General features: G+C 52.6%; 22 protein-coding genes. 17 read left to right on the top strand and 5 right to left on the bottom strand.

What is annotated here, in order from left to right; genetic code table 11:
• Positions 1-24 precede the first annotated feature (24 nt).
• The 10 genes from hfq to HGO41_RS23095 all read left to right on the top strand — a co-directional run bounded on the left by hfq (position 25) and on the right by HGO41_RS23095 (position 11,607).
• Complete coding sequence (hfq, locus tag HGO41_RS23140; protein WP_013573763.1) at positions 25-333, top strand: RNA chaperone Hfq; 309 nt, start codon at positions 25-27, stop codon at positions 331-333.
• Between the two features lie 98 nt (positions 334-431).
• Positions 432-1,736 carry a ribosome rescue GTPase HflX gene (hflX, locus tag HGO41_RS23135; protein ID WP_013573764.1) on the top strand — a complete coding sequence of 435 codons (1,305 nt, stop codon included), beginning with the start codon at positions 432-434 and terminating at the stop codon, positions 1,734-1,736.
• Between the two features lie 33 nt (positions 1,737-1,769).
• Positions 1,770-3,068, top strand: a complete 1,299-nt coding sequence (gene hflK, locus HGO41_RS23130) for an FtsH protease activity modulator HflK (protein ID WP_013573765.1) — start codon at positions 1,770-1,772, stop codon at positions 3,066-3,068.
• Positions 3,069-3,070: 2 nt separating this feature from the next.
• Positions 3,071-4,069: a protease modulator HflC gene (gene hflC / locus HGO41_RS23125; RefSeq protein WP_013573766.1), complete on the top strand. Its 999-nt coding sequence runs from the start codon at positions 3,071-3,073 to the stop codon at positions 4,067-4,069.
• Positions 4,070-4,166: 97 nt separating this feature from the next.
• Complete coding sequence (locus HGO41_RS23120; RefSeq protein WP_013573767.1) at positions 4,167-4,367, top strand: DUF2065 domain-containing protein; 201 nt, start codon at positions 4,167-4,169, stop codon at positions 4,365-4,367.
• A gap of 144 nt (positions 4,368-4,511) precedes the next feature.
• Complete coding sequence (locus tag HGO41_RS23115; protein WP_013573768.1) at positions 4,512-5,810, top strand: adenylosuccinate synthase; 1,299 nt, start codon at positions 4,512-4,514, stop codon at positions 5,808-5,810.
• 227 nt (positions 5,811-6,037) lie between these two features.
• Positions 6,038-6,463, top strand: a complete 426-nt coding sequence (gene nsrR, locus HGO41_RS23110) for a nitric oxide-sensing transcriptional repressor NsrR (protein WP_013573769.1) — start codon at positions 6,038-6,040, stop codon at positions 6,461-6,463.
• Positions 6,464-6,504: 41 nt separating this feature from the next.
• Positions 6,505-9,003 (top strand): ribonuclease R, encoded by a 2,499-nt coding sequence (gene rnr / locus HGO41_RS23105; protein ID WP_013573770.1) that lies wholly within the window; start codon positions 6,505-6,507, stop codon positions 9,001-9,003.
• Positions 9,004-9,095: 92 nt separating this feature from the next.
• Positions 9,096-9,839, top strand: coding sequence for a 23S rRNA (guanosine(2251)-2'-O)-methyltransferase RlmB (gene rlmB / locus HGO41_RS23100; RefSeq protein ID WP_014411562.1), 744 nt, complete (start codon positions 9,096-9,098; stop codon positions 9,837-9,839).
• A 136-nt stretch (positions 9,840-9,975) separates the two neighbouring features.
• On the top strand, positions 9,976-11,607 hold the full coding sequence (locus HGO41_RS23095; protein WP_250981501.1) for an isovaleryl-CoA dehydrogenase: 1,632 nt from the start codon (positions 9,976-9,978) through the stop codon (positions 11,605-11,607).
• Here the strand turns inward: HGO41_RS23095 and bsmA are convergent, their stop codons facing one another.
• Positions 11,608-11,919: a biofilm peroxide resistance protein BsmA gene (bsmA, locus tag HGO41_RS23090; protein ID WP_250981500.1), complete on the bottom strand. Its 312-nt coding sequence runs from the start codon at positions 11,917-11,919 to the stop codon at positions 11,608-11,610.
• Positions 11,920-12,015: 96 nt separating this feature from the next.
• A complete protein-coding gene (locus HGO41_RS23085) occupies positions 12,016-13,965 on the bottom strand; it encodes a methyl-accepting chemotaxis protein (RefSeq protein WP_119261160.1) in 1,950 nt (649 codons plus the stop codon).
• Between the two features lie 279 nt (positions 13,966-14,244).
• On the opposite strand from HGO41_RS23085, the gene yjfP reads away from it, so the two are divergent.
• The 5 genes from yjfP (at position 14,245) to rplI (ending at position 16,584) form a co-directional block, all read left to right on the top strand.
• On the top strand, positions 14,245-14,994 hold the full coding sequence (yjfP, locus tag HGO41_RS23080; protein ID WP_013573775.1) for an esterase: 750 nt from the start codon (positions 14,245-14,247) through the stop codon (positions 14,992-14,994).
• Between the two features lie 150 nt (positions 14,995-15,144).
• Entirely contained in the window at positions 15,145-15,537 is a 393-nt protein-coding gene (gene rpsF, locus HGO41_RS23075) for a 30S ribosomal protein S6 (protein WP_013573776.1), read from the top strand.
• A 5-nt stretch (positions 15,538-15,542) separates the two neighbouring features.
• Complete coding sequence (gene priB / locus HGO41_RS23070) at positions 15,543-15,860, top strand: primosomal replication protein N (protein WP_013573777.1); 318 nt, start codon at positions 15,543-15,545, stop codon at positions 15,858-15,860.
• A gap of 4 nt (positions 15,861-15,864) precedes the next feature.
• On the top strand, positions 15,865-16,092 hold the full coding sequence (rpsR, locus tag HGO41_RS23065) for a 30S ribosomal protein S18 (protein ID WP_002210155.1): 228 nt from the start codon (positions 15,865-15,867) through the stop codon (positions 16,090-16,092).
• A 39-nt stretch (positions 16,093-16,131) separates the two neighbouring features.
• The gene (gene rplI, locus HGO41_RS23060; RefSeq protein WP_013573778.1) at positions 16,132-16,584 is read left to right on the top strand and encodes a 50S ribosomal protein L9; all 453 of its coding nucleotides are present in this window, start codon (positions 16,132-16,134) and stop codon (positions 16,582-16,584) included.
• An 87-nt stretch (positions 16,585-16,671) separates the two neighbouring features.
• Here rplI and HGO41_RS23055 read toward each other — a convergent pair whose 3' ends face one another.
• Complete coding sequence (locus HGO41_RS23055; protein WP_250981499.1) at positions 16,672-17,382, bottom strand: LysM-like peptidoglycan-binding domain-containing protein; 711 nt, start codon at positions 17,380-17,382, stop codon at positions 16,672-16,674.
• A gap of 255 nt (positions 17,383-17,637) precedes the next feature.
• Here HGO41_RS23055 and bamJ point away from each other — a divergent pair, with 255 nt between their 5' ends.
• Positions 17,638-18,258, top strand: coding sequence for a BamJ family beta-barrel-assembly machinery protein (bamJ, locus tag HGO41_RS23050; protein WP_037034256.1), 621 nt, complete (start codon positions 17,638-17,640; stop codon positions 18,256-18,258).
• Positions 18,259-18,323: 65 nt separating this feature from the next.
• On the opposite strand, the gene ytfE is transcribed toward bamJ, so the two are convergent.
• Both ytfE and HGO41_RS23040 read right to left on the bottom strand, forming a co-directional pair.
• Positions 18,324-18,989: an iron-sulfur cluster repair protein YtfE gene (gene ytfE / locus HGO41_RS23045; protein WP_013573781.1), complete on the bottom strand. Its 666-nt coding sequence runs from the start codon at positions 18,987-18,989 to the stop codon at positions 18,324-18,326.
• A gap of 123 nt (positions 18,990-19,112) precedes the next feature.
• Entirely contained in the window at positions 19,113-21,062 is a 1,950-nt protein-coding gene (locus HGO41_RS23040; RefSeq protein WP_013573782.1) for a bifunctional 2',3'-cyclic-nucleotide 2'-phosphodiesterase/3'-nucleotidase, read from the bottom strand.
• A gap of 198 nt (positions 21,063-21,260) precedes the next feature.
• On the opposite strand from HGO41_RS23040, the gene cysQ reads away from it, so the two are divergent.
• Complete coding sequence (gene cysQ / locus HGO41_RS23035; RefSeq protein ID WP_013573783.1) at positions 21,261-22,007, top strand: 3'(2'),5'-bisphosphate nucleotidase CysQ; 747 nt, start codon at positions 21,261-21,263, stop codon at positions 22,005-22,007.
• Positions 22,008-22,011 lie beyond the last annotated feature (4 nt).

The raw sequence follows: 22,011 nt of genomic DNA, 5'->3' as shown, positions 1-22,011 counted from the left end.
ACAAACTAATAAGGAAAAGATAGAATGGCTAAGGGGCAATCTTTGCAAGATCCGTTCCTGAACGCATTGCGTCGTGAACGTGTTCCGGTTTCTATTTACTTGGTGAATGGTATTAAGCTGCAAGGCCAGATTGAGTCTTTTGACCAGTTTGTCATTCTGTTAAAAAATACGGTTAGCCAGATGGTGTATAAACACGCTATCTCCACCGTAGTGCCTTCCCGCCCGGTGTCACACCATAGCAATAATCCAGGTTCGGGCAGCACCAACAATTATCACCAAGGTAGCACTCCGTCTGCGCAACAGCCGCAGCAGGAAAACGATGACGCTGAATAAAGCGCAACGTTGGTCAACCACGAAGGGGTTCATAAGTATTCCGATTATGCTTATGCACCCCCGGCTGGCGAATTTTTCCCAAATGAGAGGTCGCAAGCTTGTTTGACCGTTATGAAGCCGGTGAGCAGGCCGTACTGGTTCATATCTATTTCTCGCAGGACAAAGACACGGAAGACCTGAGCGAATTTGAATCGCTGGTATCTTCTGCAGGTGTAGAGGCGTTGCAAGTCGTCACCGGGAGCCGCAAGGCACCGCACCCAAAATACTTTGTCGGTGAAGGAAAGGCCCAAGAAATCGCAGATGCCGTCAAAGCAACGGGCGCCTCTGTCATCCTGTTTGATCACGCCTTGTCTCCCGGCCAGGAAAGAAACCTGGAAGCCTTATGCGAATGTCGAGTTGTCGACCGCACCGGATTGATATTAGATATTTTTGCCCAGCGGGCCCGAACACATGAAGGTAAGTTACAAGTAGAACTGGCGCAATTACGCCACATTGCTACCCGACTGGTTCGCGGCTGGACGCACCTTGAGCGGCAGGGCGGCGGCATTGGCGCGCGTGGCCCAGGTGAAACCCAGCTCGAAACTGACCGCCGTTTGTTGCGGGACAGAATCACTTTGATCCTCAGCCGTCTTGAAAAAGTGGCTAAGCAGCGTGAACAGGGGCGTCGTTCACGCGTTCGTGCGGATATTCCGACGGTGTCTTTGGTTGGGTATACCAACGCCGGGAAATCCACACTCTTTAACCGTATTACTCAGGCCGATGTCTACGTGGCCAATCAGTTGTTTGCTACGCTGGATCCTACGCTGCGCCGTATTATAGTGGCAGATGTCGGGGAGACGGTTTTGGCGGACACCGTAGGGTTTATTCGTCACCTGCCCCATGATTTGGTTGCGGCTTTTAAAGCAACGTTGCAGGAAACCCGACAGGCATCTCTGTTACTCCATGTGATTGATGCAGCGGACATCCGTGTTCAGGAAAATATTGACGCGGTGAATACGGTGCTGGCAGAGATCGAAGCAGATGAAATTCCTGCGCTGTTAGTGATGAACAAAATAGATATGCTGGATGACTTTGTTCCGCGTATCGACCGCAACGAGGAGAATTTGCCGGTCAGGGTCTGGCTCTCAGCCGTGACAGGTGAAGGTATTCCGTTGCTTTTCCAGGCATTAACGGAGCGACTCTCTGGCGAGATTGCGCAGCATGAATTGTGCTTACCGCCGGAAGCAGGCCGACTTCGTAGCCGTTTTTACCAGCTTCAGGCCATTGAAAAAGAATGGATTGAAGAGGATGGCAGTATTGGTCTGATGGTGCGAATGCCCATCGTTGACTGGCGTCGCCTCTGCAAACAAGAGCAGGAACTGGAAAGCTATGTCCGCAACCAGAGTCTGTCTGATTTGGCCTGAAGAACACCAATCATAGAATAATGGAGCTATAACATGGCGTGGAATCAGCCCGGTAATAACGGACAGGACCGCGACCCCTGGGGCAGCAGCAATAATAATAGCGGCAACTCTGGTGGAAATTCTGGTGGAAATAACGACAACAAAGGCGGCCGCAATCAGGGGCCACCTGATCTGGATGATATCTTCCGTAAGCTCAGCAAAAAGCTGGGGGGCTTCGGTGGAAAAGGTTCAGGCAACAACAATAACAGCAACAATGGCGCACCAACGGGTTCCGGTCATGGGATGAGTGGTGGCCGGATTGTTGGCATCGCGGTCGCAGCGGTGGTGGTGATCTGGGCAGCAACGGGTTTCTATACCATTAAAGAAGCCGAGCGTGGCGTTGTGACCCGTTTTGGTAAGTTCAGCCATCTGGTTGAGCCTGGCCTGAACTGGAAACCGACCTTCATCGATCAAGTTCGTGCAGTAAACGTAGAATCGGTACGTGAACTTGCTGCGTCTGGTGTAATGCTGACGTCTGATGAGAACGTTGTGCGCGTTGAAATGAACGTGCAGTATCGCGTGACGGATCCTGAAGCTTATCTGTTCAGCGTCGCCAACCCTGACGACAGCCTGAGCCAGGCGACTGACAGCGCATTACGTGGCGTTATCGGCAAATACACGATGGATAAAATCCTGACGGAAGGCCGTACTACCGTGCGTAGCGATACCCAGCGTGTACTGGAAGAAACTATTCGTCCGTACAAAATGGGTATTACCATTCAGGACGTCAACTTCCAGACCGCGCGTCCGCCGGAAGAAGTGAAAGCTTCCTTCGATAACGCGATCGCCGCCCGTGAAAGAGAACAACAGTCTATTCGTGAAGCAGAAGCTTACGCGAACCAGATTCAGCCTCTGGCAAACGGTGAAGCACAGCGCTTACTGGAAGATGCTAAAGCCTATAAAGATCGTACGGTTCTGGAAGCGCAGGGTGAAGTGGCCCGTTTCTCCAAACTGTTACCTGAATATAAAGCCGCGCCGGAAATTACCCGCGAGCGTCTGTATATCGAAACCATGGAAAAAGTCCTCAGCCACACCCGTAAAGTGCTGGTGAGTGATAAAGGGAATAACCTGATGGTCTTGCCGCTGGATCAAATGCTGCGTGGAAATAACGCAGCAGCCAACGACACCAGCAAAAATGATGAAACAGGTTTGTTGCCTTCCGTTCCAGGTTTAACCAGCAGTAACAGTAAAAGCAGTGCCGATAACAGCAGTTCCCGTTCGTCTGGCAGTGTCATGGACCAGCGCCGTGCAAATGCACAGCGTGACGATACACTTCGCGTAGGGAGAGAATAACAATGCGTAAGTCATTTTTACTTATCGTCGTTGTGGTGCTGGTGGCGCTTTATGCTTCACTGTTTGTTGTTCAGGAAGGTCAGCGCGGTATTGTGCTGCGCTTTGGTAAAGTCCTGCGTGACAGCGATAATAAACCGCTGGTGTATGCGCCGGGCCTGCATTTTAAAGTTCCATTCGTGGAATCCATTAAAATGCTCGACGCGCGTATCCAGACCATGGATAACCAGGCTGACCGCTTCGTCACCAGCGAGAAGAAAGACTTAATCGTCGATTCTTACCTGAAATGGCGTATCAGTGATTTCAGCCGCTACTACCTGGCAACAGGCGGTGGTGATGTATCTCAGGCAGAAATTCTGCTGAAACGTAAATTCAGTGACCGTCTGCGTTCTGAAATTGGTCGTCTTGATGTGAAAGATATCGTGACCGATTCCCGTGGCCGTCTGACGCTGGATGTGCGTGATGCCCTGAACACCGGTAGCGTAGGCGATGAGCCTGAAGCGACCACCGAAGCCGATGATGCGATTGCCTCTGCAGCAAAACGTGTTGAGCAGGAAACCAAAGGTAAACAACCTGCGGTGAACCCGAACAGCATGGCGGCATTGGGGATCGAAGTGGTGGATGTACGTCTGAAACAAATCAACTTGCCGGAAGAAGTGTCCAGCGCGATTTACGATCGTATGCGTGCTGAGCGTAATGCGGTGGCATTGCGTCACATCTCTCAGGGTAAAGAAGAGGCGACCAAAATTCAGGCTGCTGCGGATTACGAAAGAACCCGTACTGTTGCTGAAGCAGAGCGTACTGCCCGTATCACCCGCGGTGAAGGAGATGCCGAAGCGGCGAAACTGTTTGCTGATGCGTTCAGCCAGGATCCTGACTTCTACGCATTCATCCGTAGCCTGCGTGCTTACGAGGCCAGCTTTAAGAGCGGCAACGACGTCATGGTGTTAAGCCCTGACAGCGATTTCTTCCGCTTTATGAAGTCACCTGAAAAAAATAAATAATTGCTTCTGCAATTTCCAAAAGGCCCTTCAGGGGCCTTTTGTCTTTTCTGAAATCCTTCTTTCTTTTAGGGAAGGGGTGCAATGAGAACGATTCATCATGAATGCGACAATCTGGCTGGCGCTGGCATTAGTTTTGGTTCTTGAAGGCCTAGGGCCGATGCTTTATCCAAAAACATGGCGAAAAATGATCCTCTCGCTGGCGAATCTTCCGGACACGGTTTTACGCCGTTTTGGTGGGGGTCTTGTGGTCGCAGGCTTCGTAATTTACTACATGTTGCGTAGTCGTCTGGGTGGATGAGGGTTTGTTACGCCGGGCTTGTCACGTCTCGCTGAGACCGGTAGCACGCAATTAAAATTTTTCCCGCAAACGTGTGCTAAAAGTGCTGGAAAGCACAGAATGAGATGTTAGAATCCTTTTTTAAGCAACCTGGTGATTCTTGAGATGGGTAAGAACGTCGTCGTACTCGGCACTCAATGGGGTGATGAAGGAAAAGGCAAGGTCGTAGACCTGCTTACTGAACGGGCTAAATATGTTGTGCGCTATCAGGGCGGTCACAACGCCGGTCACACTCTGGTTATCAACGGTGAAAAAACCGTTCTTCATTTAATTCCTTCTGGCATTCTGCGTGAAAACGTGACCAGCATCATCGGCAACGGTGTTGTACTGGCGCCTGACGCGTTGATGAAAGAAATGGGCGAACTTGAAGCTCGTGGCATCCCTGTACGCGAACGTCTGTTACTGTCTGAAGCTTGCCCGCTGATCCTGCCTTATCATGTCGCACTCGACATGGCGCGCGAAAAAGCGCGTGGCGATAAAGCGATCGGCACCACCGGTCGTGGCATCGGTCCGGCTTATGAAGATAAAGTAGCCCGTCGCGGTCTGCGCGTAGGCGATCTCTTCAACAAAGAAACTTTCGCTATCAAGCTGAAAGAAATCATCGAATACCATAACTTCCAGCTGGTGAACTACTACAAAGTAGAAGCCGTTGATTTCCAGAAAACGTTGGATGATGTGATGGCGATTGCCGACATCCTGACCGCAATGGTTGTTGACGTCTCTGAGCTGCTGGATGGCGCGCGTAAGCGTGGCGATCTGATCATGTTCGAAGGCGCGCAAGGTACGCTTCTGGACATCGACCACGGGACTTATCCGTACGTAACCTCTTCCAACACCACTGCTGGCGGCGTTGCTACCGGTTCAGGTATTGGTCCACGTTATGTTGATTATGTGCTCGGCATCGTGAAAGCCTACTCTACCCGCGTGGGTGCAGGTCCGTTCCCGACTGAACTGTTTGATGAAACCGGCGAGTTCCTGCGCAAGCAAGGTAACGAGTTTGGCGCGACCACTGGCCGTAGCCGTCGTTGTGGCTGGCTGGACATCGTGGCGGTTCGCCGCTCTGTGCAGATCAACTCCCTGTCTGGTTTTTGTCTGACTAAACTGGATGTGCTGGACGGTCTGAAAGAAGTGAAGCTGTGTGTCGGTTACCGCATGCCTGATGGCCGTGAAATGACGACTACACCGCTGGCTGCTGAAGGCTGGGAAGGTATCGAGCCAATCTACGAAATCATGCCCGGCTGGACCGAAACCACCTTTGGGGTGAAAGAAGTCGAAAACCTGCCGCAGGCAGCGCTTAACTATATCAAGCGTATCGAAGAGCTGACTGAAGTGCCGGTTGATATTATCTCTACTGGCCCGGATCGTAGCGAAACGATGATTCTGCGTGACCCGTTTGATGCATAACAGTCAGAGCTGATTGTGTAAAAACGTCATAACCGGGCAAAATTGCCCGGTTTATTTTTTTCTGAATCCCTTCACTTGTTTACTTTCCATAAACCATCCACTATCTAAATGATTAGCTGCAAAGTTCGCGGCTGGTTTATCATCAAAGTGTCATAATAAACAATCATCTTCACCCTGTTGTCATTGCTGGTGTGGAAAGACCGGGTAATAGCTACCCAGAGGTATGTGTGCAGTTAACGAGTTTTACTGATTATGGTTTGAGAGCGTTGATTTATATGGCTTCGTTGCCTGACGATCAGATGACCAACATTTCGCAGGTCACCGAGGTTTACGGTGTATCGCGCAACCACATGGTGAAAATCATTAATCAGTTGAGCCGTGCTGGTCTGGTCACTGCCGTTCGCGGAAAGAACGGAGGTATTAAACTGGGCAAGCCCGCAGAGACCATTCGCATTGGCGACGTGGTGCGCGAACTGGAACCTCTTTCGCTGGTCAATTGCGCCAGCGACTTTTGTCACATCACGCCTGCATGCCGACTAAAACAAGTCCTGCACACTGCTGTAGAACATTTTCTTGATGAGCTGAATCAGTACACTCTGGCCGATATGGTCAAAGACAACTCAACGCTCTATAAATTATTGCTTGTTGAATGAAAGACTTTCAACAAACTGCTGATGACAACGGAGGAACCGCTATGTCACAAGATCCATTCCTGGAACGAGAAGCAGAAAAATATGAATCACCTATTCCCAGCCGTGAATTTATTCTGGAACATCTCGCGAAACGTGAAACCCCAGCCAGCCGGGAAGAAATTGGTAACGAACTGAATCTTTCCGGAGAAGAAGCGCTGGAAGCCCTGCGTCGCCGTTTACGCGCCATGGAGCGTGACGGCCAGTTAGTCTTTACCCGCCGCCAGTGCTACGCGCTGCCGGAGCGTCTGGACTTGCTGAAAGGCACGGTTATCGGCCATCGTGATGGTTACGGTTTCCTGCGCCTGGAAGGCGTGAAGAAAGACGATGTGTATTTGTCTGCTGAACAAATGAAAATGTGCATCCACGGTGACGTGGTCCTGGCACAACCAGTTGGAACCGACCGTAAAGGCCGCCGTGAAGCGCGCATCGTGCGTGTTCTGGTGCCTAAAATGAGCCAGATTGTGGGCCGTTACTTTACCGATGCGGGTGCCGGTTTTGTGGTACCCGACGACAGTCGTCTGAGCTTTGATATTCTGATCCCGGCCGATGCCATTAACGGCGCACGCATGGGATATATGGTGGTGGTCGAGCTGACACAGCGTCCGACCCGCCGTACCAAAGCGGTCGGTAAAATCGTTGAAGTCCTCGGCGATAAAATGGGCACCAGCATGGCGGTAGATATCGCCCTGCGCACCCATGAAATCCCGCATGTCTGGCCGCCACAGGTTCTCAAACAGGTCGAAGACCTGAGCGAACAGGTGCCGGAAGAAGCGAAAAAAGGTCGCGTGGATTTACGCAGTCTGCCGCTGGTCACCATTGATGGTGAAGATGCCCGTGACTTCGATGACGCCGTGTACTGTGAGAAAAAACGTGGTGGTGGCTGGCGCCTGTGGGTGGCAATCGCCGACGTGAGCTATTACGTCCGTCACGGCACCGCGCTGGACGATGAAGCCCGCAGCCGCGCTACGTCGGTGTATTTCCCGTCACAGGTTGTGCCGATGCTGCCGGAAGTGCTGTCTAATGGCCTGTGTTCGCTGAACCCACAGGTAGACCGCCTGTGTATGGTCTGTGAGATGACTATCTCCGCGCAGGGCAAACTGACCAGCTCTAAATTCTACGAAGCCGTGATGAGCTCTCACGCGCGTCTGACATACAACAAAGTCTGGCGCATCATCGAAGGCGATCCGGAACTGCGCGAGCAATATTCGCCGCTGGTTAAGCATCTGCTTGAACTGCACACCATGTACAAAGTGCTGGATCAGGCGCGTGCAGAACGTGGCGGTATCGCGTTCGAAACCGAAGAAGCGAAATTTATCTTCAATGCTGAGCGTCGTATCGAGCGTGTCGAACCGACCGTACGTAACGATGCCCACAAACTGATCGAAGAGTGCATGATCATGGCGAACATTGCTGCGGCGCGTTTTGTTGAAAAACATAACGAACCGGCGCTGTTCCGCGTGCATGACCGTCCAAGCGATGACCATATCTCCGCGCTGAAAAGCGTGCTGGGTGAATTGGGTCTGGTGATGGGCGGCGGCATGAAACCTGAGCCAAAAGATTATGCTCAGATCATGGATGAACTGGCCGATCGTCCTGACCGCGAAATGCTGCAAACTATGTTACTGCGTTCAATGAAACAGGCGATTTACGATCCGGAAAATCGTGGCCACTTTGGTCTGGCATTGCCTTCTTACGGGCACTTTACGTCGCCAATCCGTCGTTATCCGGATCTGGCATTGCACCGCGCGATCAAGTATCTGCTGGCGAAAGAGCACGGCACGTTGAAAGATCGCTGGACGCCAACCGGCGGCTGGCACAGTGATTACGAAGATATGTTGCAGCTCGGCGAGCATTGTTCGATGGCAGAACGCCGCGCGGACGAAGCCACCCGCAACGTGGCGGACTGGCTGAAGTGCGACTTCATGCAGGATCATGTGGGTGAAGTCTTCACCGGCATTATCGCCAGTGTCACCGGCTTCGGCTTCTTCGTACGCCTCAACGATCTGTTCATCGACGGCCTGGTGCACGTGTCATCGCTCGACAACGATTATTACCGTTACGATAACATCGGTCAGCGTCTGGTGGGTGAATCCTCCGGTGCGGTTTATCGCCTGGGCGATACGGTAGAAATTCGTGTTGAAGCCGTGCATATGGACGAGCGTAAAATCGATTTCGCGCTGGTTTCCAGCACCCGCAAAGCACGGGGTGAAGGCAAAACCGCGCGTGACCGCGCCAAAAAAGGTGGCGAACGTACCATGCGTTCTGCCGCGCCAGCTAATGCTGGCCGTCGGCGTACCGCTAAGAAAAACGTGAATTTTGAGCCGGACAGCGCGTTCCGCAAAGATGACGCAAAACCAGCCAAACCGAAGAAAGAGAAAGCGGTCAGTGCTGTGGGTAAAGACGGTAAACCGAAGAAAGCCAAAAAGCCTTCTGACAAAACTGCAAAAATTGCGGCGGCCACCAGAGCCAAACGCGCGAAGAAAAAGCAGTCTGACAGCTAGTCCTTTCTGACGATTCTTCTATGATAGAATCGTCTGTAACCTTACTAAATTGCGGACAGCTTGCTGTCCGCAAGTCTATTTTAAAGAGCATCATGAGCGAAATTATCTACGGTATTCACTCCGTTAAAGCCTTACTCGACAACGATCCGCAACGCTTTCTGGAAGTCTTTATCCTGAAAGGCCGTGACGATAAACGCCTGAAGCCGCTGATCGACGAGCTGGAAGCCAGCGGTATCGTGATCCAGGTGGCGAGCCGCCAGTGGCTGGATGAGAAATCCGAAGGTGCTGTGCATCAGGGGATTATTGCGCGTGTGCGCGAAGGCCGCCAGTATCAGGAAAATGACCTGCCTGCGTTGCTGGAAAGCCTCGATTGTCCGTTCCTGCTGGTGCTGGATGGCGTAACGGATCCACATAACCTGGGTGCCTGTCTGCGTACCGCGGATGCGGCGGGTGTTCACGCGGTGATTGTTCCGCGCGACCGTTCCGCGAAACTGAACGCCACCGCCAAAAAAGTTGCCAGCGGCGCCGCTGAAAACGTGCCGTTGATCAACGTGACCAATCTGGCGCGTACGTTGCGCGTATTGCAGGAACATAATGTCTGGATCGTCGGCACGGCCGGTGAAGCGGATCATGACCTGTTCCAGAGTAAAATGACCGGCCCGATGGCGCTGGTGATGGGCGCAGAAGGCGAAGGTATGCGCCGTCTGACCCGCGAACATTGCGACGAACTGATCAGCATCCCGATGGCGGGGAGCGTCTCTTCCCTGAATGTTTCCGTAGCCACCGGTGTTTGCCTGTTCGAAGCGGTACGTCAGCGCGGCCTGAAGAAAAGCTGATTGTCGTTTATTGATCCGCTGATTAAACGGGAGCCTCAGGGCTCCCGTTTGCATTTCTGCCTTTGTGATCTGTCCGCCTGTTAATTCCCCGTTTTTTACCATACTTACGCCATATCCTTTTAACAGGGAGCAGGCGATGGACTGGGAAACACACCGGGTTTTCAATCAACCCAAACCACTGAGTAACAGCAATTTATTCCTTTCCGACACCCCGTTGCGCGAAGCGGTTTCCCGCCAGCAGGCGGGCTGGGATGCCGATGTCCTGGCGTCCCTCGGGCAGCAGTTAGGCTCTGCAGAATCGCTGGAGCTGGGAAGGCTGGCGAATACCAATCCGCCCGATCTTTTGCGTTATGACACCACCGGTGAACGTCTTGATGACGTGCGTTTCCATCCTGCGTGGCATCTGCTGATGCAAGGGTTGATCGCCAACCGCGTGCACAATTTACCCTGGCAGGAAGATGCGCGTATCGGTTCGGTGGTGGCGCGTGCGGCGCGTTTTATTCTTCACGGTCAGGTTGAAGCGGGGACGTTATGCCCGGTGACGATGACATTTGGCGCGATCCCGTTGCTGCAAAAATATCTGCCGCCGGAGTTCAGTGGCTGGATGAAACCGCTGTTATCTGACCGTTATGATCCGCATCTGCAATCCGGCGATCAGAAGAAAGGCGTGCTGATCGGCATGGGCATGACGGAAAAACAGGGCGGCTCTGACGTGCTCAGCAACACCACGCGGGCGACGGAGCTGGAAGGACGCGGCAGCGGAAAACCTTATCATCTGGTGGGCCACAAATGGTTCTTCTCCGTGCCGCAAAGCGATGCGCATCTGGTGCTGGCGCAGACTGATGGCGGACTGTCCTGCTTCTTTCTGCCGCGCGTATTGCCAGACGGAACGCGCAATGCGATCCGCATCGAACGCCTGAAAGACAAATTGGGTAACCGTTCGAACGCCAGCAGCGAAGTGGAGTTTCAGAATGCCACCGGCTGGCTGCTGGGCGAAGAAGGCGAGGGCGTCCGCCATATACTGAAAATGGGCGGTCATACGCGCTTTGACTGCGCGCTGGGAAGCCACGCTATGATGCGCCGGGCGCTGTCGGTTGCGCTGTACCACGCCTTCCAGCGGCAGGTTTTTGGTAAACCGCTTATCGAACAACCGCTGATGCGCCAGACGCTGAGCCGCATGGCGCTGTTGCTGGAAGGGCAGACGATGTTGCTGATGCGTCTGGCCGCGGCGTCCGATGCGCAGGATAATCCGGCGGAACAATTGTTATGCCGCCTGCTGACGCCCGCTGCAAAGTTCGAAGTGTGCCGCCAGGGGATGCCGTTTGTGGCAGAGGCGATGGAAGTGTTGGGAGGGATTGGCTATTGCGAAGACAGCGAATTGCCGCGTTTGTATCGCGAAATGCCGGTCAACAGTATCTGGGAAGGATCGGGAAACGTTATGTGTCTTGATGTGCTGCGCACGCTGAAAAAACTGCCTGCCAGCGCGGAAATGGTTCAGCAGATTTTGCATCAGGCGCGCGGACAAAACCGCGTCTTTGACCGGGCGTCGCGCCAGTTTTTACAACGGTTGCGCAGGCCGGAAGAAGCGCAGGGTCGCTGGCTTACCGGTCAGCTATTTAACCTGCTGACCGCGACGCAAATGCTGGAGTTTGCGTCGCCACCGCTAGCAGACGCGTGGTGCCGTATGGTGCTTGATCCGCGTGGAGAAACGCTGTTGCCGGAACGTTTGTGCCAGTTGTTGCTTAACCGGGCGATCGGCGCTGAATAATCAGCGGTAGAGTGTGGCCTGTGAATACCAGCGGCCGGGAATAATAGTTTCGCTGTTAAACATGATCACGTAGTAATGCGCACCCGCCGCATCGGCGCGGCGCTGCACTTCTGCTTCTGCATCCATCGGACTGCCAATCACATCGACCGTGATGCTGCCAATTTTGGTGAGAGTGAAAGTCTGCGCACGGGTAATTTCCTGCGCTTTGGTTGTCACGGCAGGCGGCGGAACCGGCGTGGTTTGCATCAGATTACTGCAACCGCTTAGCGCAACCAGTAACAACAGCGCAGCGGAGATTCGGAGGGATTTCATCGTGATATCCGGTAAAAGGGCGATACCCTGAAGTGTAGCCCTTTCACCGGTGTGCTGGCGAGTCCGCGCGGTGTATATTGCCGCGCAATTCACGTCTTACCGTTCGGAAATTTTAAAGACGCTGACCAGTTGTGAGAGATGGCGGCCTTGTTCGCTGAGCGCCGCCGCAGTTTGCTGTGAATTCTCCACCAGCGTGGCGTTCTCCTGCGTCGCTTTACCAATCTGCATAATGGCAATGTTTACCTGTGAAATACCGGACGACTGCTCGTGCGAGGCCAGATCGATATCGCTCATCAGCACTTTGACCTGGCGAATACCCTGCAAAATATCGTTCATGTTTACCTGCGTTTTGGCTGCGCTCTGGTGGCCGTCCTCGACTTTGCTCAGGGAATCCGCGACCAGATTTTCAATCTCCTTCACCGCATTTGAACTGCGCTGTGCCAGCGCCCGGACTTCTGCAGCGACAACCGCGAATCCGCGCCCGTGCTCACCGGCTCTGGCGGCTTCTACGGCGGCGTTAAGGGCCAGAATATTGGTCTGGAAGGCGATGCCCTCGATGACGGTCGTGATATCCGCGATACGCGTTGAGGCGTGCTTAATGGCCTCCATGCTCTCAACCGACTGATTTACTGCATCAGCACCGACAGTGGCCGCTTTGTCGGTCTGTTGCACCAGTTGAGTGGCCTGTGTGGCATTGTCCGCCGTGTTCTGTACGGTAGCGGTGATCTGCTCCATGCTGGCTGAGGTTTCTTCCAGACTGCTGGCTTGCGTGCCGATCTGATGATTAATCTGCTCGCTGTCGTGCGCAAGTCCTTGCGTATTCATCATAATTTCAGAGGAAACCTGCCGGACTTCACCGACAATTTTTTCCAGCCCGTGGCCGATGCCGTCGATCGCATGCATCAGGGCACCAATTTCATCAACACGCTGGGTTTCAGCCCGCGCGCGCAGGTCACCGCTGGCATATTGTTGTGCAATACTCACGACGTCGCTCAGCGGGCGGCTGACCAGCTTGCGCGTCAGCCAGATAAACAGTGCAGCGAAACATGCCAGCGCCAGCAGGCTCACCATCAGGAAGTGATTACGCGTGCTGTTGACCTGTTCCACCAGGCTGTTTTTATCGGTACTGCCGACCACCACCCAATGCCAGGCCGGCACATTCGCATATACCATGAATTGCTGATGCTGGCTGGTTGCGTCAGTGTATTCACGCTGGCCTTTTGGCTGTGACATGACCTGCTGCAGTTCGCCTTCAGGCCACGCTGGCGTTTTTCCTTCATCAGTGAAATGCACCAGATATTTACCGAGATCTTTACCGGGTGCGCTGTTCAGCACAAAGAAATAGCCTTTCTCGCCAATGCGTTTGGACAGGATCTTCTGGCGCATATCAGCATATTCCTGGGTGATATCGACACCCACAAATAAAATCCCAATCACGCTGCCCTGCGTATCGCGCACCGGCTGATATTTGGTGATGTATTTCTTGCCGAACAGTGTCGCCAGCCCGTTGAAGGATTGTCCGGCCATAATCTGTGCGTAAGCCGGGCTGCTACTGTCGAGTAAGGTGCCGATGGCGCGGGTGCCGTCCTGTTTTTTCAGGGACGTGGTTACGCGGATAAAGTCATCGCCGCGGCGTGCAAACACTGTGGAAATTGCGCCGGTGCGCGCCAGAAAATCATCGGGGATTTTGCTATCCAGATTCAGTGGCGTACCGCCTGCTTTTATGACAGGTGCTGACTGATCGCCCACCATCATCGGGCTGGTAGTATCAAGTTCGAAATCCGATGGCAGAAAATGGCTGAACAGACGCGTATAGCTGTCCACTTCCGCATTCAGGCTGGCATTGTACATTTCGATCATGTCTACCACACCGGTCACCTGCTCGGAAATGGCGTTAACGGCCAGTTCATTGACCTGCTTTCCGGCGGAGTGAGTCAGTGACAAAGTGAAAATAATAAATAAGGAACCGACCAGCAGGGAGGCGATGCTGGCCAGTTTTGCGCCTATGCTCCACCGTCGAAATGAGCGTTTTGATGCCGTTTTCATGGGTTTTTCCCGTTAGCTTCTGATAGCGCACTAACGGCGGAGAACGGGAAAGGATTAACGATCAAATGTAACTATTTATTTCATGTAAAATTGATCTGAATCAATGAAATAAATATAAATGTGTGAATTTGAATTAAGGTCAGCCAACTGAAAAATGCGGATTTTGAATAACGGGTTATAAATCATACGAAAAAGGTTGTGGTCGCCGTTTTGCAGACCCGTAGAATGTCAAAACTCACAGAGGCCGATATTTTTTCTAAATGCACAGGGGAAAGCACGATGGTTGAGATGTACGAAGAAAATATTGAAGGGATCCAGATCATTCATGCCGTGCCAGCCGGACAGTATCAGCAACAACTTCCGACGATTTTTTTCTATCATGGTTTTCTGTCTTCCAAAGAGATTTACTCATATTTCGGCTACACGCTGGCAAAGGCGGGTTTTCGCGTGATATTGCCTGATGCATTAATGCACGGTGCGCGCGCAGAAAACGACGAAGCGCGATGTCTGGCGAATTTCTGGAGCATTTTGCAGAACAACATTGATGAACTGGCGTGTCTGAAAGACGAGTTTGTCGGACGCGGTCTGGCGGATCCGCAGCGTTTAGGCGTCGCTGGCGTTTCGATGGGGGGCATGACCACCATGGCGGCGCTGATCAAATTCCCATGGATTAAAGCGGCGGCTAACCTGATGGGCTCTGGTTATTTCGCGCGTTTATCTCACCACCTTTTTCCAGCTTACAACGCCGGTGGCATTGTGCAGCGTGACGTATTTGAACGCGAAATCGCGCCTTTGCTGAGTCTGGATTTCACCGGGAAAGCGGCGTTAATCGCAGATATTCCGTTGTTTGTCTGGCACGGTGAAGAAGATGATGTGGTGCCTTTTGCTGAAAGCCAGCGCTTGCGGCAGGAACTGGCTGAAAGCGGTGCAGATGATAATCTGACCTTTATTTCTGAAGCTGGCGCGAAGCATAAAGTCTCGGTTCATGCGCTGGCAGAAGTCACGGCATTCTTCGCTGCAAAGCTGTAGAGAAATTAATCTGCCTTTCTCCTTGAGTTTCCCACAGGCTGTACATATAATTGCGCGTCATTTTTTCGACCGCACACAAACACGTTCCTTGCTTCCATGGGCCGCGGTTGACCCTGACAGGAGGCTGAATAATCCGTAAGGAGCAATTCGATGCGTCATTACGAAATCGTTTTTATGGTTCACCCTGACCAAAGCGAACAGGTTCCGGGCATGATCGAGCGTTACAGTGCAGTAATCACTAACGCAGCTGGTCAGATTCACCGTCTGGAAGACTGGGGCCGCCGTCAACTGGCTTACCCGATCAACAAACTGCACAAAGCCCACTACGTTCTGCTGAACGTTGAAGCTCCGCAGGAAGCGATCGATGAGCTGGAAACTAACTTCCGCTTCAACGACGCCGTTATCCGTAGCATGGTTATGCGTACTAAACACGCGGTAACTGAAGCATCTCCAATGGTTAAAGCAAAAGACGAGCGTCGTGATCGCCGCGAAGACTTTGCTGAAGCTAACGATGATGCTGAAGCTGGGGATTCTGAAGAGTAATTGCCGTGACGGCGAATCGTCTGGTGTTGTCGGGCACTGTGTGCAAGACCCCCATTCGTAAAGTCAGTCCTTCGGGCATTCCACACTGCCAGTTTGTGCTAGAGCACAAATCGTCGCAGCAGGAAGCCGGATTTAACCGACAAGCATGGTGCAGAATGCCCGTGGTTGTCAGTGGACAAGCGTCACAAGCATTAACTCACAGTATAACGGTCGGCACGCAACTCACTGTGACCGGATTCATTAGCTGCCATCAAGGGCGCAATGGTCTGAATAAAGTGGTGTTACATGCCGAGCAGATTGATTTGATAGATTCTGGAGACTAGCCTAATGGCACGTTATTTCCGTCGTCGCAAGTTCTGCCGTTTCACCGCGGAAGGCGTTGTAGAGATTGATTACAAAGACATCGCTACACTGAAAAACTACATTACCGAAAGCGGTAAAATTGTCCCGAGCCGTATTACCGGTACTCGTGCAAAATACCAGCGTCAGCTCGCTCGTTGCATCAAGCGCGCTCGCTACCTTTCATTGTTGCCATACACTGATCGTCATCAGTAATCGGCCACTGTCTATTAACGACTTTGAGAGGATAAAGTAATGCAAGTTATTCTGCTTGATAAAGTAGCAAACCTGGGCAGCCTGGGTGATCAAGTTAACGTTAAAGCGGGCTACGCTCGTAACTTCCTGGTACCACAGGGCAAAGCTGTTCCTGCTACCAAGAAAAACGTTGAGTTCTTCGAAGCACGTCGTGCAGAACTGGAAGCCAAACTGGCTGACGTTCTGAACGCTGCTGAAGCTCGCGCAACTAAAATCAACGAACTGGGTTCAGTAACCATCGCGTCTAAATCAGGCGACGAAGGCAAACTGTTCGGCTCTATCGGTACTCGCGATATTGCTGATGCAGTAACTGCTGCTGGCGTTGAAGTTGCTAAAAGCGAAGTTCGTTTGCCGAATGGCGTTCTGCGTACCACTGGTGAACACGAAGTTGAGTTCCAGGTACACAGCGACGTATTCGCTAAACTGAACGTAGTTGTGGTTGCTGAAGCGTAATAGCGCTGAAGTTAACCTGTGAAACGCCGGCCATGTGCCGGCGTTTTGCTTTTCTGCATGATGAACAATGCAAAGATAAGAAGCCGATCAGTTACCGCGCTGGAAACTGCCGTCCGGCTGACGGGTAAACGTCACGGTAACATTTTGATCCGTTGTCACTTGCAGGGCCATGACCACCCCCTGCGCATCACGCTGTATCTTCACTTCCTGCCCGGTTTTCAGGGTACTCAGCGGTTTGTCCGCCCCTTCTACCCGTGCCATCGAAAATACGTCATTTACTGCCATATTATTATCGCGGAACAACTGCGCCAGCGTCTGACCCGACTGCACCTGATAACTGCGCCACGTGCCGCTGTTGTCATTACTCTGCGGCTGAACAGGCTCAGGCTGCGCCATTTGCGTCGTGCGGCCCTGATCGTTACGCAAATCGGCCTGCATCGGGATACTTGCCGGTTGTTGCGGTTGCGACGGCGCATAGGTGTTTTCTGGCGTATAGGGCCACAGTAATGCCAGCAGGATGACCAGCACAGCCAGAATAATGCCGCGGCGGTGCGCATACGGCAGGGGCGACAACCAGTGGAAATCGTCGCTCATGTGCCAGATTTTGCTCAGCAGCGTTTTGCCCCGGGCGGCGGAAGAAGTACCGGTTTCCGTTTCTGCAGAAGTGATTTCACTCTCGCTTTCACTCTGCGGTGCTGTGGTGTCTCGCATCGGCCTTTTCATAATGGCAATCCAGGATCTCAACATGGGTTGATAAATACGGATGGCTTTCCTTCTCCTGGGCGGGATTCTGCCCATGACGACCTCTCTTGTTAACTGTCGTAATGTCGACTGCCTGTTGCTGCCTAGTATAGCCGTTTAACTGCTTGATGCGGAAAGGGACAAAGCACAAATATCACCCGAACGATGTCGTGAATGGCGTCAAATGCGAAAAATTTACCGAAAAGGGAAAGGAACTGCGCCTGCCGTCATGTTGCCTCACAGAGAATTTTACCCAAAAGCCTTGCGCTGCTATGCTGCGCGTTCGACATTTTTAAGAGCTAAGGAAATTTCATGACTACCCCTTCATTTGACAGCGTAGAAGCGCAGGCAAGTTACGGTATCGGCCTGCAGGTCGGTCAACAGTTGCAGGAATCAGGTTTGCAGGGTTTAGAGCCTGACGCACTGCTGGCAGGCTTACGCGACGCGCTGGAAGGGAATACGCCAGCCGTTCCTGTTGATGTGGTTCACCGCGCACTGCGTGAAGTCCACGAACGTGCTGATGCTGTTCGTCGTGAACGCCAGGAAGCTCTGGCTGTTCAGGGTCAGGAATTCCTGGCTGCAAATGCACAGCGCGAAGGCGTGAGCAGCACCGAGTCTGGTCTGCAATTCTCTGTCATCACCCAGGGCGAAGGCACCATTCCGGGCCGTCAGGATCGCGTACGTGTTCATTACACCGGTAAACTGATCGACGGTACCGTGTTTGACAGCTCCGTACAGCGTGGCGAGCCGGCTGAATTCCCGGTTAACGGCGTGATCGCGGGCTGGATCGAAGCACTGACCCTGATGCCTGTCGGTTCTAAGTGGGAGCTGTATATCCCGCATAACCTGGCTTACGGCGAACGTGGCGCGGGGGCTTCCATCCCTCCATACAGCGCGCTGATCTTCGAAGTTGAGCTGTTGGAAATTCTGTAATTCCTTCCGGATAGCAGAAACAAGAAAGGGCGCATATGCGCCCTTTTTTACCTCTGAAACCTGAATTATTCGCCACGCAGCGCGCGCGGGAACAACAGGTTGTTTTCCAGATGGATATGCTCCATCAGGTCGGTGATGAATTCGTTGATCCCGGCGTACAGCGCCCGCCAGGTCACACACGCCCCTTCCGGCGGCGTCACGTTATTGGTCAGACGTTTAATCTCTTCAAGAATCTGTCCCGCATCATCGTGCTCACGTTCCATGACTGAAATCGGACCGGCAGCCTGACGGCCCATTCCGCCGCGGATCATCGGGAACAGGATCTGTTCTTCTTTCATCATGTGGCTGGTCAGTTCTTCCAGAATCAGTTGCAGCTGAACCGCCAGACCATGGGGGCAAGGCAATTTGTCACCATGTACCCGTTCCACTTTCTCTGCCATCAGAACCAGTTCAGGCAGCTCCTGACGGTGGCGGTCATGGTAGCGAGGAATAATAAAATCGATAATTTGCGCCAGCGGTGCGGTTTTCCAGTCAGTGGAGGTATCCGGCAGCCGGGCAATTTCAGCAATCTGCTGTTCGATGAGATCAATATCCAGCTCTTTTTTGGTGACGGCGCGCAGCAGGGTTTGTTTACCGCCACAGCAGAAATCGAGATCGTACTGACGGAACAGACGGGTAGCGCGCGGAATGGCAACAGCCAGAGCGCCAAGGGGTTGGTCGCGATAGTCCATGATGAAGCCTCGTTAAATGAAAGAATTTATAACATGTATTATAAATACATGTTTAAGGCGCGGCTATAGCTCAAAGGAAGTACAGAAAGAAAAAACGCCCCAGGCGGGGCGTTTGACAGGGCATTATTTTTGCAAATCGACCTGATAAATCTGAAAACCTATGGCGTCGGTGCCTTTGGCCGTCATCGGGTATTGCGCGTGAGACTGAATAAAGGCCGCCGCTTTGTCGCCAGGAGACGTTTCGAAACGGATATCCAGCGGTTGCGGTGCTGCAATTTTCGCCAGCTTCCAGTTGTTGTCCGCCGTTGGCGTGACCGCGCCTGCTTTTTTGGTTTCGGCACTGATGTACGCCGCAACCACGGAACGGTTTTCATCCGGTGACGCGAAAGCAATGTGTTTATCGCCGGTGCCCGCGAATTTTCCGCCGTAAGCCCGGTAATTATTCGTGGCGACCAGGAAGGTGGCTTTCAGGTCTATCGGCTTACCGTTGTAGGTCAGGTTTTTAATGCGTTCTGCATCTTTATTAATCAGTGCGCATTCACCATCGAATTTTGCCGGCTGGCTGACATCAACTTCATATTTCACGCCGTCGATAACGTCAAAATTATAAGTACGGAAGCCATCCCAGTTGATCAGCGGTTGTGGTTTGGTGCTGTGAATATCGATTTGATTAAACTGTCCGGCAGAACATTCCAGCCAGTCTTTGACTTCCTGTCCGGTGACTTTCATCACCACCAGTGTATTCGGATACAGATACAAATCTGCCGCATTGCGGAAAGTCAGCTCGCCTTTTTCCACTTCCACGAAACTGGCCGGATCGTTTTTACGTCCGCCGACTTTAAAAGGTGCAGCAGCAGAAAGTACCGGCAGATCGGCTAAATCCGGGTCGCCCTGAATGAAATGTTCGGTATAGGCTTTCTGCGCATTATTGACGATTTGTACCGTCGGGTCGTCCTGAACCAGTGCCAGATAGCTGTACATGTTGTCGGTGGATTTGCCGATTGGCTTGCTGACAAATTTACGTGTTGCGTCATGAGAAGGGGCGAGCACTTTCACCAGACTCTGATCTTCCGCCGCCAGAGATTTCTTCTGCTCTTTATCGTAGATCGGGCGCGCTTCAGCTTTAGCCGTTTCGACTTTCCAGCTGCCACTGTCGTTGTTCAGCACCATATCCACGACACCAAGATGGTCGCCCCACATGCCGGGCATCACGGCAGGAACACCATTCAGCGTGCCTTGTCTGATGTCCGCGCCTTTGATGCTGGCGAATTCCTCACTCGGGAAAACCGCGTGCGCATGGCCGAACATAATGGCGTCGATGCCTTTCACCTGGCTCAGGTAATACACCGAGTTTTCTGCCATGGTTTTGTATGGGTCGCCGGAAAGACCAGAGTGCGGGATGGCGACAATGATGTCGGCACCTTGCTTACGCATTTCGGGGATCCACTTTTTAGCGGTTTCGGTGATATCCGCCACAGTGACTTTGCCTTGCAGATTAGCTTTGTCCCAGACCATGATTTGCGGCGGCACGAAACCGATATAGCCGATGCGCAGATTATGGGTTTTACCTTCCCGGTCTTTTACCGCGTTATCGGTGATCAGGAATGGCGTGAACAGCGGCTTACCGGTTTTATCATCAATGACGTTGGCATTTACGTAAGGAAACTTCGCCCCGGCCAGCGCTTTTTTCAGATAATCCAGACCGTAGTTAAATTCGTGATTACCGAGATTACCGACCGCATAATCGAGTGTATTCATCGCCAGATAAACAGGATGGACGTCGCCCTGTTTCAGGCCTTTCGCCGCCATGTAATCGCCCAGCGGGCTGCCCTGTATGATGTCGCCGTTATCGACTAATACTGAGTTGGTGACTTCGTTCCGTGCCGCATGGATCAGGCTCGCGGTGCGCACCAGTCCAAATTTATCGGTCGGTTTATCTTTGTAGTAATCGAAGTCCATCATGTTGCTGTGCAGGTCCGTGGTTTCCATAATGCGCAGATCCACCTGTGACGCCTGAACGGATGCTGCCGTCAGTACCGCCAGCAGGGATAACGTCAGATGACGTTTATTCATTGCCTTGCCTCCAGAGAAAGGGATGATGCCCGTAAGAGAAAACCGGATATGTATCTCAAAATTTGCTGAGAATGTAATCAGTTGTCATGGATAAATGTGAGATGTAACAGCTTTATGACGTGTTCACATTACGGGATGGCTATTCGCGGCAAAAAAAACTAGGCTTGAGAAATGAGAATCAAAGCACTGAGGTAAACGATGTTAGAGCAAATTTGTCAGTTAGCGCGCGATGCGGGTGACGCGATCATGGCGGTGTATGACGGTGAACAACCGCTTGATGCGCGCCATAAAAAAGATGATTCGCCGGTCACCGCAGCAGATATTGCAGCGCACAACGTGATTAAAGCCGGCCTGCAAACGCTGGATCCGCAAACGCCGATGCTGTCGGAAGAAGACCCGCAAAGCTGGAGCGAGCGTCAGAACTGGACGCGCTACTGGCTGGTTGATCCGCTGGACGGTACCAAAGAATTCCTGAAACGTAACGGTGAATTCACCGTTAATATTGCGCTGATCGAAGACGGTATCCCGGTGTTAGGCGTGGTGTACGTGCCGGTGACCAAGGTGATGTACAGCGCCGCAGAAGGCAAAGCCTGGAAAGAAGAGCAGGGCGAACGTCAGCAGATTGCAGTGAAAGAAGCGCATCCGCCGCTGGTGGTCGTCAGTCGTTCACACTTCAGTAATGACCCTGAATTGCAGGATTACCTGGCGCAACTGGGCGAACATCAGACGGTAGCGATCGGCTCGTCGCTGAAATTCTGTCTGGTGGCTGAAGGTGCGGCACAACTTTATCCGCGCTTCGGACCGACCAATATCTGGGATACCGGCGCCGGTCATGCTGTCGCGCTGGCTGCCGGTGCGCAGGTACATGACTGGAAAGGGCAGACGCTGAACTACGTGCCACGCGAATCGTTCCTGAATCCGGGCTTCAGAGTGTCTTTATTCTGATATG

The organism is Rahnella sp. CG8 (genome assembly GCF_023701875.1).
Lineage (GTDB): Bacteria > Pseudomonadota > Gammaproteobacteria > Enterobacterales > Enterobacteriaceae > Rahnella > Rahnella aceris.
Note: the sequence above shows the minus strand (reverse complement) of the source record. Positions and strands in the feature narration are given on the sequence as shown.